Source organism: Paenibacillus vini, assembly GCF_018403325.1.
Taxonomy (GTDB): domain Bacteria; phylum Bacillota; class Bacilli; order Paenibacillales; family Paenibacillaceae; genus Fontibacillus; species Fontibacillus vini.
In genome coordinates this window covers 54,680-69,061 of the sequence record NZ_BOSL01000002.1, presented here as the reverse complement: position 1 = coordinate 69,061, position 14,382 = coordinate 54,680, and the positions used below count along the sequence as shown (strand labels likewise).

The 14,382-nt window shown below is 52.2% G+C and carries 15 protein-coding genes; all 15 read right to left on the bottom strand.

Annotation, left to right across the window (positions count from 1 at the left end):
* Positions 1–54 precede the first annotated feature (54 nt).
* Positions 55–804, bottom strand: coding sequence for a DNA repair protein RecO (gene recO / locus KJS57_RS03620; protein WP_213653823.1), 750 nt, complete (start codon positions 802–804; stop codon positions 55–57).
* 50 nt (positions 805–854) lie between these two features.
* Complete coding sequence (locus KJS57_RS03615) at positions 855–995, bottom strand: YqzL family protein (protein WP_211019838.1); 141 nt, start codon at positions 993–995, stop codon at positions 855–857.
* 113 nt (positions 996–1,108) lie between these two features.
* Positions 1,109–2,011: a GTPase Era gene (era, locus tag KJS57_RS03610; protein ID WP_211019839.1), complete on the bottom strand. Its 903-nt coding sequence runs from the start codon at positions 2,009–2,011 to the stop codon at positions 1,109–1,111.
* Positions 2,012–2,043: 32 nt separating this feature from the next.
* On the bottom strand, positions 2,044–2,457 hold the full coding sequence (locus KJS57_RS03605; protein WP_247681494.1) for a cytidine deaminase: 414 nt from the start codon (positions 2,455–2,457) through the stop codon (positions 2,044–2,046).
* A 28-nt stretch (positions 2,458–2,485) separates the two neighbouring features.
* Positions 2,486–2,860 carry a diacylglycerol kinase family protein gene (locus tag KJS57_RS03600; RefSeq protein WP_211019840.1) on the bottom strand — a complete coding sequence of 125 codons (375 nt, stop codon included), beginning with the start codon at positions 2,858–2,860 and terminating at the stop codon, positions 2,486–2,488.
* Complete coding sequence (gene ybeY, locus KJS57_RS03595; protein ID WP_211019841.1) at positions 2,860–3,357, bottom strand: rRNA maturation RNase YbeY; 498 nt, start codon at positions 3,355–3,357, stop codon at positions 2,860–2,862. The genes KJS57_RS03600 and ybeY overlap by 1 nt, the downstream gene beginning before the upstream one ends.
* The gene (locus KJS57_RS03590) at positions 3,329–5,626 is read right to left on the bottom strand and encodes an HD family phosphohydrolase (protein WP_211019842.1); all 2,298 of its coding nucleotides are present in this window, start codon (positions 5,624–5,626) and stop codon (positions 3,329–3,331) included. Before KJS57_RS03590 ends, ybeY begins: the two co-directional genes overlap by 29 nt.
* Positions 5,627–5,749: 123 nt before the next feature.
* Positions 5,750–6,730, bottom strand: coding sequence for a PhoH family protein (locus KJS57_RS03585; RefSeq protein ID WP_373316711.1), 981 nt, complete (start codon positions 6,728–6,730; stop codon positions 5,750–5,752).
* The gene (gene yqfD, locus KJS57_RS03580) at positions 6,727–7,908 is read right to left on the bottom strand and encodes a sporulation protein YqfD (protein WP_211019844.1); all 1,182 of its coding nucleotides are present in this window, start codon (positions 7,906–7,908) and stop codon (positions 6,727–6,729) included. The genes KJS57_RS03585 and yqfD overlap by 4 nt, the downstream gene beginning before the upstream one ends.
* Positions 7,908–8,198 (bottom strand): sporulation protein YqfC, encoded by a 291-nt coding sequence (gene yqfC, locus KJS57_RS03575; protein WP_211019845.1) that lies wholly within the window; start codon positions 8,196–8,198, stop codon positions 7,908–7,910. The genes yqfD and yqfC overlap by 1 nt, the downstream gene beginning before the upstream one ends.
* A gap of 111 nt (positions 8,199–8,309) precedes the next feature.
* Positions 8,310–8,753: a GatB/YqeY domain-containing protein gene (locus KJS57_RS03570; RefSeq protein ID WP_211019846.1), complete on the bottom strand. Its 444-nt coding sequence runs from the start codon at positions 8,751–8,753 to the stop codon at positions 8,310–8,312.
* Positions 8,754–8,768: 15 nt separating this feature from the next.
* On the bottom strand, positions 8,769–8,942 hold the full coding sequence (rpsU, locus tag KJS57_RS03565; protein ID WP_005547957.1) for a 30S ribosomal protein S21: 174 nt from the start codon (positions 8,940–8,942) through the stop codon (positions 8,769–8,771).
* A 132-nt stretch (positions 8,943–9,074) separates the two neighbouring features.
* Positions 9,075–9,437, bottom strand: a complete 363-nt coding sequence (locus KJS57_RS03560) for a histidine triad nucleotide-binding protein (protein ID WP_244861386.1) — start codon at positions 9,435–9,437, stop codon at positions 9,075–9,077.
* A gap of 297 nt (positions 9,438–9,734) precedes the next feature.
* Complete coding sequence (locus tag KJS57_RS03555; RefSeq protein WP_213653822.1) at positions 9,735–13,187, bottom strand: AAA family ATPase; 3,453 nt, start codon at positions 13,185–13,187, stop codon at positions 9,735–9,737.
* The gene (locus tag KJS57_RS03550) at positions 13,188–14,366 is read right to left on the bottom strand and encodes an exonuclease SbcCD subunit D (RefSeq protein ID WP_213653821.1); all 1,179 of its coding nucleotides are present in this window, start codon (positions 14,364–14,366) and stop codon (positions 13,188–13,190) included.
* Positions 14,367–14,382 lie beyond the last annotated feature (16 nt).

Below are 14,382 nucleotides of genomic sequence, written 5' to 3'. Positions count from 1 at the left end.
ATGCCCATTTAAAGAAGAAATTCTCATCTATAATATATGATAATAGGTCGTTCGTCAAATTTCGTATTTGTCCAATTGGTCTAGAAATTGAAGGGATTTAAGCCTGAGTCCAAGCTGCATATCCATAAATGCTCTCATGACGGATTTCAGCTCTTTTTTCGTCGCATCCTTCACTTCGATATTGCCAAGCCTTCTAAGATCCATTTTCTCAAAAAGAGACAATAATTTATAGGTTCCTGGCGTCAATTGCAACGCCGCCGGATCGTGATGACGGCATGCACGACATAATTTGCCTCCAAGCCGGGGGCTGACCGCAAGAGAGTCATCGACCCGTCCGCAGGAAATACATGATTCAAACGAGGGTCCGTACCCTGCCGCCTGCAATATTTTCATCTCAAATAGATGGATAACGATCTGTGGATCTTTTCCGGCCGAAAGTCCTTCCAGGCACGCTTTCAGCTGCGTGAACCAAAAGCTTCCCACTTCCTCGTCCTGTAGCGTCTTGTCGAGCAATTCGCAAGCATAAGAAGCATAAGCAGCCAGATACAGGTCTTCACGTAAAGAAAAGTGAGATTCAATAATCTCACCTGAATTCAAAGTACCTAATCCGCTGTTTTGGCGAAAAAATGCAAATTCCCCAAAAGTAAAAAGCTGTGTAAGTGCAGCATGACGGCTTTTTACTTTTTTTGCTCCGCGTACCAGTACCCCGATTTTTCCATGGGACTCCGTGCAGAGCGTAATGATTTTGTTTCCCTCGCCGTAGTCCATGCTGCGGATGACGATTCCCTCCACCCTGTATAGCATGTCTCTTCCCCCAAGCCTGACCTCATTCTAAAAAAAATACCAGCGCCGAATTATTCGGCCTGTTCTTCCGGAACAAAAATCTCCTCCGCTGCCGCGGCTTCCTCCTCGGAATTGCCGCCAGCTTCTTTGTATAACAAATAAGCGTCGACATCTCCAGTCATTGAAAAATACTTCCACGAAAAATCTCGCATTCGTATTCACCCTTTCTTCGGAAAGACGCCTGCATCTTCAAAGAATAGGATGCGCGTGTAAACACGAACTATGCGTTGCAATAACTCCCAACATAAAGAGTTAAATAAATTATTTAAGCATCTCTGTGGAATCCGAGATCTTTTAATACGCGGTCCTGGTTACGCCAATCTTTCTTCACTTTAACCCAAAGCTCGAGGAAAATCTTGGAGCCCAGCAAATTCTCGATGTCATGTCTCGCCAATTTACCGACTTCCTTAAGCAGCGAGCCCTGCTTCCCGATAATGATCCCTTTTTGGGAATCCCGCTCCACAAATATGACAGCCGAGATATATACGACACCGTTATCCTCGACGCGCATATCTTCGATAGTTACGGCGATGGAATGAGGCACCTCTTCCCGGGTTAAGTGCAAAATTTTCTCCCGGATGAGCTCCGCGCAGACGAATTGCTCCGGATGATCGGTCACCTGGTCTTCCGGATAGTATTGCGGGCCTTCCGGCAGATACTTGCCAATCTGTTCCAGCAATGTATTCACATTATTACCCAGCTTAGCCGAGATAGGAACGATTTCCGCAAAATCGTACAGCTTCCGGTACTCCTCGATAATCGGCAGCAATTCTTCCGGCTGTATACGATCGATTTTGTTCAGAACGAGAATGACAGGAGTGCGGAGATCTTTCAGCCGCTCGATAATAAAACGGTCGCCTCCGCCCAATCCCTCGGCCGTATCGACGAGGAACAGAACCGCTTCCACTTCTCCGAGCGTATTCAGTGCTGTCGTATTCATATAATCTCCGAGCTTCGACTGGCGCTTATGGATACCTGGCGTATCCAGGAAAACAACCTGCATTTCCTCGGATGTATATACCCCATGAATTTTATTCCGCGTCGTTTGCGGTTTGTCGGACATGATTGCGATTTTTTGACCGATGATTTGATTCATCAAGGTCGATTTGCCGACATTCGGCCGGCCTACGATGGCCACAAAGCCGGATTTAAATTTATTTTTAGCCATGATGTTATTCCTTTCCGTACAGGAAACCTTTGTTATTTTTCGTTCAAATCGGAGGAGCTGAAATAGTAAGGAAGCAGTTCGCCAACCGTAGTCTCGCGGATATCCCCTTTGAGGTTGCCGAGAATGACCGGCATATCCGGTCCGCACAACTCAAGCATTACCTGCCGGCAGACGCCGCATGGCGAGATCGGACCTTCCGTATCGCCGACTACCGCTATAGCCTTGAAGGTACGAGGCTGAAGGCCGTCCGCGATCGCCCTGAAAATAGCCGTACGCTCGCCGCAGTTGGTCGGTCCATAGGCCGCATTTTCAATATTGCAGCCACGGTGGACACGGCCTTCCTGATCCAGCAGGGCCGCTCCCACTCCAAAACCCGAATAAGGTATATAGGCGGCCGTCCGGGCTTTAATCGCTTCCTGAAGCAAAGCGCTGTAATCGATATTCATACTCTATCATCTCCCATTCTTTTGATCACTAGCCCCCGCCGAGCCAGGTCATAACCGGGTTATAAAACAGCAAAATCCCGATTAGAACGGCAAAAGCCGCGGCGACCAGGACAGCTCCGGCTGCGGCATCCTTGGCAATTTTGGCCAGTCTGTGCCATTCCGGAGTCGCCAGATCGACTGCAGCTTCAATAGCGGTATTCAACAATTCAGCCGTTATGACCACGGAGATCACCAGGAGCAGCAGCGCCAGGTCCCTCACCGGAAGCCGGAAGAAGAGCGCGGCCAGGATCACAAGGATCGCCGCCGCTACGTGAACCCGGAGGTTTCGCTCCGTTCTCAATGAAGTTATTACCCCGCTCCAGGCACTTCGAAAGGTGGCGCTCCATTTACGCCGGGAGACCATTAGCGAACAAGCCCGACCTGGGCCAGAACGGCTTCCTGTTTCCCCATCATCACTTTTTCGCTCGCCACGTCCTGATGATCATAACCAAGCAGATGCAAAAAGCCGTGTACGAACAAAAATCCGATCTCACGGGTTAATGAATGACCGTAATCTTCCGCTTGCGCCTGAGCCCGTTCAACGGAAATAATAATATCTCCGAGCACATCGGTCATATCATCCAGTTCTTCTCCCTCTTCAAGCTCATAAACGATATCCATTTCCTCGTCCAGAGACTCGTTCATCGCAAAAGAAAGCACGTCTGTCGGACGATCGATCCCGCGATAATCCCGATTCAATTCATGAATGGCCTCATCACTGACAAATGTAAGGGCTACTTCCCCTTCCGTCACGCCTTCAACCTCACCCGCTTTTTGCAACAGCTTGTCCAGCAGCTCAATCAAATCCTCGCCGATCTCCATAATCTCCTGTTCATTGTTCCAAGCCAGACTTAGTCCCATTCACATCAAGCCCCCTATCCTTCTCGTCATTTGCTTTTGTCTTCTTGATTTGTTCCGGATACTCAATCCGGGAATGGAAAATTCCCATCACCGTTTCTTTTAATGTTTGGGCAATCAGATCAAGCTCCCGCATCGTTAAATCGCACTCATTGAACTGGTGATCGTCCAGCCGGCTTTTGATAATCTTTTCGATCATCGTTTCCACCTGCTCTACCGTCGGTTTGCGCAATGAACGAACGGCCGCCTCGACGCTATCGGCTATCCCAACCACCGCAGCTTCCTTCGACTGGGCCTTAGGACCGTGATATCGGAAATCTTTCTCCGTAAAATCCGGCTCCACGCCTTGTTCTTCGGCGAGAGCAAGCGCTTTGTGGTAGAAATAATGCAGGAACGTCGTTCCGTGATGCTGCTCCGCAATATCCCGGATCGGCTTCGGCAGCTTGTATTCCTTCTGCATTTCAACTCCGTCTCTGGCATGGGCGATAATAATCGATTTGCTCAGTTTCGGGTCGATGAAATCATGCGGATTTTCCATATTGTTTTGATTTTCAATAAAATAGCTCGGCCGTTTCGTTTTCCCGATATCGTGATAATACGATCCGACGCGGCACAGCAGCCCGTCCGCACCGATCGCTTCCGCAGCCGCCTCCGATAAATTGCCGACCATCACACTATGGTGATAAGTACCCGGCGTTTCCGTAAGCAGCTTCCGGAGAAGCGGGTGGTTCGGGTTGGACAATTCCACCAGCTTCAACGCCGACAGAATTCCGAATGTCACCTCAAAGAACGGCATCAGGCCAATGACCAAAATTGTAGTCAGCAAGCCCCCCGCAATCGCGAAGCCAATCGCATACAATGTGCTTGACTCCGTCCATCCGTTATTGTTAATCACGATCAACGTAAAGACGGCAACAGAGCCGAACAGGCAAGTCATGATACCGGCCTTCAAGAGCGTTGACCGCTGGCTCGCACGGTGAATGGCAAATATCGATGCGAATGAAATAACGAAGGCAAAAAAGCCAAACTGAAAATCGAATATTTGTCCCTGATGGACATTTAGAATCACACTGGCCAATATACTAAACAAGATCGAGCAAATATAAGCCAATGACAGATCGATCAAAAGAGTAATCAGCATGGCACCGGTCGCAATTGGCGCCAGATACCCGATATATGGCCGCTGTTCGTTTTGCACGATCCCCGTAATATGCATCGAAATGATAGTGATCAGAATAATTAGCAGCAGCATGACAAATTGAGAGTTGTTGTATTTAAACCTGCTGACTCCCTCAGATTGGCGCATAAACATAATAAGCCCGATCGTCATCAGCGACGACAGCAAAACGAGACCGAATTGCGGCCAATAATTCACCTCATCCTTAAGCAGTCCGTTCTTTTCGAGAAGCGTATACATTTCCTGGGTAATTTTCTCGCCCTTAGCTACGAGAACGTCCCCTTGCTTAATATAAACGGTAGGTGTATTTTCCCGCGCTTCTACTTTTGCGGTTTTGGTGGCTTCCTCGTCATAAAACTTGTTGGCGGTGATGGATAGACGTGCCAGCTCCTGCACGACTTCGCGCGAGATCCGCTTGCTCAGCGAGCTCGTGCTGACCATTTCAGCTACCTTGGCCCGAGCCGTCTGGGCATCGACGATCTGGTCCGTCATCAGACGCGCGACGATGTCGGCGGCTACCGGCTTCATCTCATTGATATCCTCAGCAGTCAATTTCGGAATCTTAATAAATGTTTCTTCCGAAATATGATACTGCTGTTCGTCAACCTTTTGCGTGACTTCCTGAAAAAGCGTCGAAGAATAAGACCCCGAGTTGCGGTTATTCATGATGAAATTCTGGACATGGTCCTTAACGCGCTGGGGCAGCTCTTCTTTGTAAATATTAATTTTATCCTCTGTCGCCACCTGGTCATCCTGGTTCAGCCGGAAGATCCGGTCGATCAGTTGGCCGACCAGCGCTTCGTTACGGAGCGGCAGAATGGTATAGACTTGTCCTACCTTCTCTGCGGCCTCTTCCTGCGCCTTCAAAGTAGCCTTCGTATTCGGTATTTCCATCGGAGCCAGAATTTCTTTATCGCTAGGCATTCCTACGGCAATGTCATATGTTTCGGGCAACAGTTTGGGAGACAGACTCACATAAAGCATGGCAATTAACACAACATACAGAACGTAACGAACCGATGTGCTGTGTTTCCATCCCGCGGTTCTGGCGTGAAGCTTACTTTTCTCTTGTCGATCGTTTGAGTTTGAGGTCATAGAGACAGCCCTCCTGAAAAATTTAAAGCCCGCCGAACCCTGTTTTACGCATTACTCCGGTAAGCCGCAACGCGAATGTAATGCTTGATGAATCCCGCTAGGGAGGGTTCGGGGGCTGGATGATTAACCCTGATTTTCAGCAGCACGGTCATAAGCAACGATTATTTTCTGCACAAGTGAATGACGAACGACATCCGACTCCGTAAAATAGACGAATCCGATCTCTTCGATATTCTCCAATATCTTCCTGGCTTCGTTCAAACCCGACTTTTTCCCTTTCGGCAAATCGATCTGGGTGACATCGCCGGTGATGACCATTTTCGAACCGAAGCCTAAACGGGTCAAGAACATTTTCATCTGCTCGGGGGTCGTATTCTGGGCCTCGTCCAAAATAATAAAGGAGTCGTCCAGCGTCCGGCCGCGCATATAGGCTAGCGGAGCAATCTCGATCAGGCCTCGTTCCAGCGCTTTCGCCGTTTGGTCGGGCCCCATGACATCGTAAAGAGCGTCATACAATGGACGCAGATACGGATCTACTTTTTCCTGCAGATCGCCCGGTAGAAAGCCAAGGTTTTCGCCTGCTTCCACGGCGGGGCGTGTTAAAATGATCCGTTTGACAGCGCCTTCCTTCAAAGCGGTAATGGCCATGACTACGGCCAAATAGGTTTTACCGGTCCCGGCCGGCCCGATACCGAAGACGATGTCTCTCTTCCGGATCGTAGTGACGTAATGCTTCTGTCCGATGGTTTTGACTCTTAAGGGCTTCCCGCGGAAAGTGACGGCAATTTCGCCCTTATATAAATCAAGAAGCTGATCCGCGCGAAGCTCCTTCGCGAGATCGATGGCATATTGCACATCTCTTTCGGTAAGGATATACCCGTTGCGGATCAGCTCCAGCAGCACTTCAAACAACTGCTGAATCCGCTCAACCTCGTGCTCTTCACCTCTTACGGATATCTCCGACTCTCTGAGCACGATACTTGCTTTCAGATGCTTTTCAACCAGTTTCAGAAATACATCTTGAGGGCCGAATAGGGACAATCCTTCCGCGGCGTTTTGTAGTGTGATCTTTATATTGAATAGTTGTTCTGACAAGTAGCTCATTCTCCTTGGTCATGTACTATCGGAAGTTCTTCCGCTATATTTTGTTCCACTTCAAAAAGCACTTTCATATAAACTTTACCATTGTCTGTCTTCTCATGCAAAATTTTTTGATCCAAAATGATGCTTGTCGCCCCGTTTTTAGCCAAAATGTCTCTTTTCGCGCGTTCGATTCCGTCTTTAAGCGCCTGTTCCCGAGACAGCTTGATTTCGAGTTCCGTCGTTTCGAGCATCTTCTCGCTCATCCAGCCGATCGGGAGCTTAAAGCTTCTCCAGCTCAAAGGATCGAACTCCGTGAGGACCTGAGATCGATCGAAGTCCACTTTTCCGTATCCTGTGAGTTGAATCGCCGTCTTTCCGAAAAAAAGATAACCCCGCTCCTTCTTTTCACCGGTATATACCTTTTGTTTGCGGACGAGCGGGACTTCGATCTTATACTCGTGCCATACGTTTCCCTTCACCTCGCCCTTGGAAACTACCATCTTTCCTCCCTGTATTCCCGATACTAGAACTTGGCCCTTTTTGACACGGTCATTTTTCTTTACTTCAGGCTGGCCCTTTTCCGCATAAATATATGTAATAATCGCATCCGCCTTGCTGACCAGGTGCCGCGGGCTCGCAAGCCCTTGCTCCTTTGGCTCTGTCGCCTCCACAACCTGAATCGAGATTTTGGTTCCCGTACGAGAGACACCGACCCATGACGTCCCCGGCAGCTTGCGGTTTAACTCCGCCGACAGCTTGTCCTGTCCGGGCAACGAGAAAATCCATTGAAACGGATAAAGACCTTCCTCGCGCGCCGCCTTTAGTACATCTTCATCCGGTATTTTCACATTACCCTTAACTTCGATATCCCACACCAGTTGGGAGAGACTGAAAATGACGGCCACGAACAGGGCAAAGCCGACCGCAAACCATTTTCTCCGCCATAGCCTTATCAAGATAAAAGGCAGGCCGGAGCGCCGCTTCACCTTTAGGCGGCAGCCCGTCCTTTTCAAAAGCGGACGCAAAGAAAAAAAGTCCGCAACCTGCAGGTTCATTTCCATTTTTCCGTCCGGCAAAGGCACTAAATCCCAGATTTGAATGCCGCCCCTGGAGAGCTCATTAATGAACCGTTCGATATTTCCGCCGCGAATCACGACGGTCACGGTTCCTTGCAATTTGGAAAACATCGGTGATTTCACTAGGATCCCTCCGTTTCGCGATATTTAATACCGGAGATCCGCCCCTCTACCACAACTTCCTCCGGCATAATCTCCTTTATGACAAGCCCGCTCCCTTCAACCTCCAGCATGCCTTGGCTAAGCTCCAAATGTAGCGATTCCGGGGAAAAATGCACTACTCCCCGATGGTTCTCTATGTAAAGCTGCTTACCTCCGATCAAGGTGAGCCTGGGTAAATCGAGTACGAGATCACTCGGCAAGTCGAGCGCATCGACCGTCCATTTCCGGAATTTGCGGACAAACCGGCTCATATGAGGCAATCCTCCTTCCTCTACCTTACAAAGTATGCGGAAGGACTCCCATTTATGAGAAACAGAAAAAACACCCTCTACGAAATGTAGAGGGTGTTGCTTTCGTTTCACCTATTGCAAAAGCTGTTGAACTGCCTGATTGACCAGCTTGCCGTCTGCCCGGCCTTTGACCTTAGGCATAAGCGCGCTCATCACTTTCCCGATTTCAGCTTTGGAAGTAGCACCGGTTTCCTGGATGGTCTGCTGTACAATGACTTTAATTTCTTCTTCACTCAGCTGTTCGGGAAGGTATTTGGCAATAATCTCGGCTTCCGCTTTGACGTTGGCGGCAAGATCGTCACGACCCGCTTTTTCAAATTCTTGGAGGGCATCTTTGCGCTGTTTGATTTCACGACTTAGGATATCAAGCACTTCATTATCGTCCAAAGGTCTTTTCAAATCTATCTCAAGATTCTTTATAGTAGCACGAACCATTCGAATGGTGGAGAGTTTGAACTTGTCTTGACTCTTCATCGCTTGCTTCATATCTTCGTTCAATCGCTCGCTAAGATTCATGGTAGCATAATCCTCCTAAAACTTTCTCTTACGAGCAGCCTCAGACTTTTTCTTGCGCTTTACGCTTGGCTTTTCATAATGCTTGCGTTTCTTCACCTCAGCCAATACGCCATCTTTAGCGATAGAGCGTTTAAAGCGACGAAGTGCAGCATCAATTGTCTCGTTTTTGCGAACTTTAGTTTCAGACACCAGTTTTCCCTCCCTCCGACCAGACCGTCCAAGAGCATAACACGGTTCATCATTCTTCATTATAGGGGAAAAATAAATAGGGTGTCAACCTGAACACCCATTTTTAATATATGGAAGAATATCCGTCCCGGATCAGGCGTGCGAATCTGAATTCTGCACAAGGGCTCCGAGCCGCGTTCCGCCAAGTAAATGATAATGAATATGGTACACCGCTTGTCCGCTATCCGGACCGCAGTTGTTGATCAGCCTGTAGCCGCTGTCGGCCACACCCAGCGTTTTAGCCACTTCCTGAGCAATGCGGTGCATTTCTCCGATCAGAGCAAAATCCTCCGGTCCCGCATCATTCATCGTGGGGATATGCTTCTTCGGAATAATCAGCACATGGGTCGGAGCCGCAGGCTGAATGTCATGAAACACAAGAAACTGCTCGTCTTCATACACTTTGTTCGATGGGATCGAGCCTTCCGCAATTTTGCAAAACAAACAATTTTCCACCTGAAACCCTCCTAGATTGGCGTTAGCGTGTATCGAGTAAACTAATTTTGAATAACCTCTACCAGCTATCATACCTAAAATAGGCAAAAAAAAGAAGCACCCTGCTCACTCAGCGAGTTCGCTCGTCGCACGGACGTATTGGACCGAAACATGAAATGAAATCTCTGTCTCCAATACGTCCGGCGGGGTGCTACACAAAATTGATGTCGGCTAACTGTAGTATAACAGCAGGGTGATACTGTATCTGTGATTTTGGTCACGAAGTTCAGTTATATAAGCTGAAATTAAAATACAGGTCTACATCAGCTCCATTACTACTCTGGAGCCTTCGCCTCCGTGTTCAGCCGGAACGACGACCAGCTTGCGGGCAAGACGTGCACGCAGTTCCGCTACATGCGTAATGATCCCCACGGACAGATGATCATTATGGAGATGCTCCAGTGAAGTTATCACTGTATCCAGCAGTTCCGGATCAAGCGTTCCGAAGCCTTCGTCCAGGAAAAAGAACTGCAGCGGGTATTGTCCGCGCAGCTGGATTTGGGCCGACAATGCAAGCGCAAGAGCCAGGGAGGTCAAGAAGGTTTCGCCTCCGGACAAAGTGGAGACCGGTCGTTTGATCCCTCCATTGGCATCGTCGCAAACGACGAAGCCGCCGCCGGAGTCCGTTTCCAAGGCATACCGCTGCTTCGTCAGCGAGCGCAAACGCTGGGAAGCGGCGCGGCTGACGTTCATCAATTGTTCCTCAGCGACATATTCGACAAAAGCATTGCCACGCAGAGAGGATTGCAGTTTGGCGAGCATATCCGAGTGATGCTCCTGCTTCAATCTTTGAGCCTCCAGCTCCTTCCAGCGAAGATGCCTTTCCCCCAGATCCTCCAGGTCGCGTTCGGCTCGGGCCTTACCTTGCAGGGCGGCTTCATCCATAGTCTTCGCGAGCTCCAGCGTACGGACAGAATTCTCCCAGTCTTCCTCAGTAGCGACTCTCCCGTCCAGCTTGGCATCCAGCTCCTTAAGATTAATTTCGTGCTCGGTCTCCTGATCGCGGTGATTCTTAATCCTTGCGGCATGGATCTCCGCCTGCTCAGGGTCGATGTAAGCCTCGGACGCTTCCGTCTCATTTTGAAACGGAGAAGCGGCGAGCTCGCTTTGCCAGCGGTCCAGGCATTCGGCTTCCTGATCAGCGGCCGCCTGGGCCGCCTGGCGGGCCAAGGCGTGGGCCTGCTCCGCCTCCCGATTCAGGGCATCACTCTCCAGCTGCTGCTTGCGGCTTTCCTGAGCCGCCTGACGCAGCGCTTGCAGACGGCGCTCCGTCTCAGGCAGCAGCTTCTCCACGGAGTCCTCGCCGATCCATGACGACAAGCGTACGCGTTTTTCTTGGAGCAGCGTAACCTTCCCTTGTTCCTGTACCTCCAGTTGAAGCAGCTTCTTGTCCAGCTCAATCAGCTGCTGGCTTAACAGAGATATTTTCGCTGATTTCTCTTCGATAAACGGAATGCTTACCTCGAGCCGCTGCTTGATCTCATCGCTCTTCTTGTCTTTTTCTTCGATTTGTCTCTGCAGCATCTCCGCGGCTTCTAAGCTAAGGTCGGGATAATCTTCTGTCCATTCCGCCATTTTTTCTTTAAGCTCGTCGGAAAGGGAACGGCTCCGCCGGACGGCCTGCTCCAGCAGACCTGAGGCAGCCGCCGCTTCCGCCTGTGCGGCTGCCCGTTTCGGCTGCAATTCGGAGAGGCCTGTTCTCGCCGCCTTGATATTCCGTTGCAGTCCTTCCAATTCCGAACGCAGCCGGGCAGACTGGCTATCCAGCTCTTCCGCATGCTTGCGAAGAAGGACGAGCGTTTGAGCGACTGCGGACTTCTCTAGACCGACGCCAGCGGCAAACCCTGCCTGCTGCTGTCCGGCAGCCGCCTCAGCCGCCATGCTCAACCCTGGGGCCCTGCCGGAAACTTCCGGCTGCTCCGTACCGAGACTCTCTAGCAGGCTGCGGCAGATGTCCAGACTCCGCGAGACAGTAAATTTCAATTCTCTGATCGAGGTTAAAAGAACGCCGAATTCCTCAAGCTCGCTTTCGTTTCCATGAATCTGCTCATCGCCCGGTGGCATTCCCGGATGATGCGCGGAACCGCATACCGGGCACGGCTGGCCTTCCTCAAGCTGCTCCGCCAAACGAATCGACCAGATTTGGCGCTCCCTGTTCTTAAGCCGGGCTCTCAGTTCCGCTTCCGAAGAAGCCATAGCGTGCTCAGTGGCGGCAATCTGCCCCTCCAGCGTATGCAGCCGGGACAATTGTTCCAATGCTTCTGCAGCATATTCCCGGCATAAAGATTCCGCCGATTGCTCGCTGGCCGCCAGCTCTTTCCATGAAATCGCGGCTTGCTCCGCCTTCCCTTGAAGCGTGGTTTCCTCCAGCGCAGCCTTGGCGGCTTCTTCCTGCAGTCTCGCGATATCCTGCTTGCGGCGAGCCGCCTGCTGCGCCTGCTGACGCTCGGAAGCTTTGACTTCGCATTCCCGGAGCAGCTGCTCCAGCTCCTGCTGGCGCTGCCGGGCTTTGGCGAGGAGCTGCTCTTCCTTCTGCAGCTCCTCCGCTTCGGTGCGGCGCTGGCTGCCTTCCTGCTCGCGGGAGGCTTGCAGCTCCCGCAGCCCCGTCGCCAGCGCATCGCACTCCAGCTGGAGCTGCCTTGCCTGCTCCAGCTGGTCCAGGCGCAGCAGCAGCGAGGGCTCCTCGCTGCTGAGCGCGCCGGCGGCCGCCTCCGCTTGCTCGGCGGCCCGTGAGGCAGCGGCCGCAGCCCCTGCGGCCGCTTCGCCGGCGCGGCCGGCGGCGGCGCTGCGATCCGCCGCCAGCTGCCGCGCCGCTTTCCAGGCCGTGAGCGCCGGCCTGATGCTGCCTGCGGCAGCCGACTTGGCGAGCCGCGCTTCCAGGGCGCGGATCTCGCCGTCGTGCGTGCGCAGCTCCGCCAGCAGAGCCGCACGGCGGCGGCGCTCCTGGCTCAGCTCGCGCACCTTGGCGAGCTGATCGCTCCGCTGCTGCGCTTCGCCAAGCTCCCGACGCCGCGTCTCCGCCAGCAGCACGGCTGCTTTAAGCGCAGCCTCGGCTTCGCGGAGCGCTTCTTCCGAAGCGTTGCCGAGACCCTGTTGCTCGGCAGCCAGCTCCTTCAGCTTCTGCTCCGCTTCCTTTACCTTCCGGGTCAGCTTTTGACCGAGCAGATCCCCATACTTCTCCAGATGGAACAGCCGCTGGAGCATCTGTCTCCGGTCAACGCCCTTTAACGACAAAAACTCGGCGAATTTCCCCTGCGGCAGCACGACGGCCCGGGTGAAATCATCCATTTTCAGCCCGATCTTGTCCTCCACCTGCCGCGTTACTTCCGCAAGCTTATCGGCGAGTACTTTTTCCCCTTCCGGAGCAATTTCGATAAAACGGCTGATCGTATTGCTCACGGAAAGCTCATTTTGCCGCTTGAAGCGGCGCTCCACCCGGTATCGTTCAGGGCCTTGAGCAGACATAAGTTCAAAAGTAAATGAAACAAACAGGGCATCCTCCGAGTGATTCATGATCCCCTGGGTTCCGCCCGAAGCACGGCCTACTTTCCCATACATCGCCAAGGTTATGGCGTCCAGCAATGTGGATTTTCCGCTGCCGGTCGGTCCGAAAATGCCGAACAAGCCGGTGTCGCACAAGCCGGTAAAATCGATCTCCTGCATTTCCCGATAGCTTTGCAGGCCCGACAATTTAAGACTTATCGGTTTCATTTATTCCGCCTCCCCGTCTCGCCGCTCTTCATCTTCGGAGACCAGCGACATAAACAAATCGACCAGTTCTTCCTCCGGCTCCGCTCCGCCGCTCTGCCGCTGATAAAATTTTCGGAACAGTTCATGTACAGGCATCTGAGCGCGGGAAGACACCAACTCCTCGGCTTCGTGTCCGGGGTAAACCGGACGGATGTGCACGATACCCTCATGCGCTTTCCGCAGCTTCTGAATATCGCCCATTGACATCGCTTCGCCGAGATGAAGCTCCAAATCGATAAATGCGCTGCGGTCCCTTCCTTCATCCAGGTACCGCCAAACTTCCTCCAACCCGCCGCGGCAGCTCCATCGGACAAGCGGCTTGCCGCTCGTCAGAAACAGCTCCTCCGTTTGGGGAATTCCGCCCGGCACCACGTCGACCTGCATCACCGATTTGGCTTGTCCCGCTTCCGAGAAGCTGTAGGCCAGCGGCGACCCGCTGTAACGGACCATTCCGCCCGCTTTAACCGCTTGCGGGCGATGCAAGTGCCCCAGCGCCGTATATTGAGCTCCAATATCCAGGGCGGAAGGATCTACGGTATAAGCGCCGCCGACTTGAATCGGCCGCTCCGAATCGCATTCCAAGCCGCCCAGCACATAAATATGACTCATTGCCAAATTAACGGTATCCGGTTGAAAGGCTCCAGAGAGCTGCCGCATTAATTTGCCGACTTTAGCGCTGTAGGCGATCCGCAATTCCGTTTCGTCTCCATCACCGGCAAGCAACTCCGCCAGCCTTGCTTCCGAAGGGTAGGGAAGAGCGGCGATCACCGCGGTTTCACCTGTACGCGGCACGTGCAATCGCACGCATTCGGACGTCGGCAGTCCAACCAGGGATATACCTCGGCGGGAAACGAGCGGAGCCACGGCAGAGACCCGCTCCGGCTGATCATGATTGCCCGAGATTACAACAAGCTGCCGCCCGTTCTCCGTAAGCCGCGCGGCCGCCTCATAGAACATGGTCTCCGCCGCAGCCGGCGGGTTGACGCTGTCGTAGACATCGCCGGCCATCAGGATGGCATCCGCCTGCTGCTCCTCCGCCATCAGGACAAGCTCCTCCAGAAACTTCTCTTGCTCCTGCAACCGGCTCCTTCCTTCCAGTGTCCGCCCCAGGTGCCAATCCCCCGTATGCAATATCCGCATTGCTCTTCCCCCATTT

Excerpts from the sequence above, each read along its gene's own strand:
- recO (WP_213653823.1), bottom strand. The coding sequence starts at position 804 with ATGCTATACAGGGTGGAGGGAATCGTCATCCGCAGCATGGACTACGGC.
- KJS57_RS03615 (WP_211019838.1), bottom strand. The coding sequence starts at position 995 with ATGCGAGATTTTTCGTGGAAGTATTTTTCAATGACTGGAGATGTCGAC.
- era (WP_211019839.1), bottom strand. The coding sequence starts at position 2,011 with ATGGCTAAAAATAAATTTAAATCCGGCTTTGTGGCCATCGTAGGCCGG.
- KJS57_RS03605 (WP_247681494.1), bottom strand. The coding sequence starts at position 2,457 with ATGAATATCGATTACAGCGCTTTGCTTCAGGAAGCGATTAAAGCCCGG.
- KJS57_RS03600 (WP_211019840.1), bottom strand. The coding sequence starts at position 2,860 with ATGGTCTCCCGGCGTAAATGGAGCGCCACCTTTCGAAGTGCCTGGAGC.
- ybeY (WP_211019841.1), bottom strand. The coding sequence starts at position 3,357 with ATGGGACTAAGTCTGGCTTGGAACAATGAACAGGAGATTATGGAGATC.
- KJS57_RS03590 (WP_211019842.1), bottom strand. The coding sequence starts at position 5,626 with ATGACCTCAAACTCAAACGATCGACAAGAGAAAAGTAAGCTTCACGCC.
- KJS57_RS03585 (WP_373316711.1), bottom strand. The coding sequence starts at position 6,730 with ATGAGCTACTTGTCAGAACAACTATTCAATATAAAGATCACACTACAA.
- yqfC (WP_211019845.1), bottom strand. The coding sequence starts at position 8,198 with ATGAGCCGGTTTGTCCGCAAATTCCGGAAATGGACGGTCGATGCGCTC.
- KJS57_RS03570 (WP_211019846.1), bottom strand. The coding sequence starts at position 8,753 with ATGAATCTTAGCGAGCGATTGAACGAAGATATGAAGCAAGCGATGAAG.
- KJS57_RS03555 (WP_213653822.1), bottom strand. The coding sequence starts at position 13,187 with ATGAAACCGATAAGTCTTAAATTGTCGGGCCTGCAAAGCTATCGGGAA.
- KJS57_RS03550 (WP_213653821.1), bottom strand. The coding sequence starts at position 14,366 with ATGCGGATATTGCATACGGGGGATTGGCACCTGGGGCGGACACTGGAA.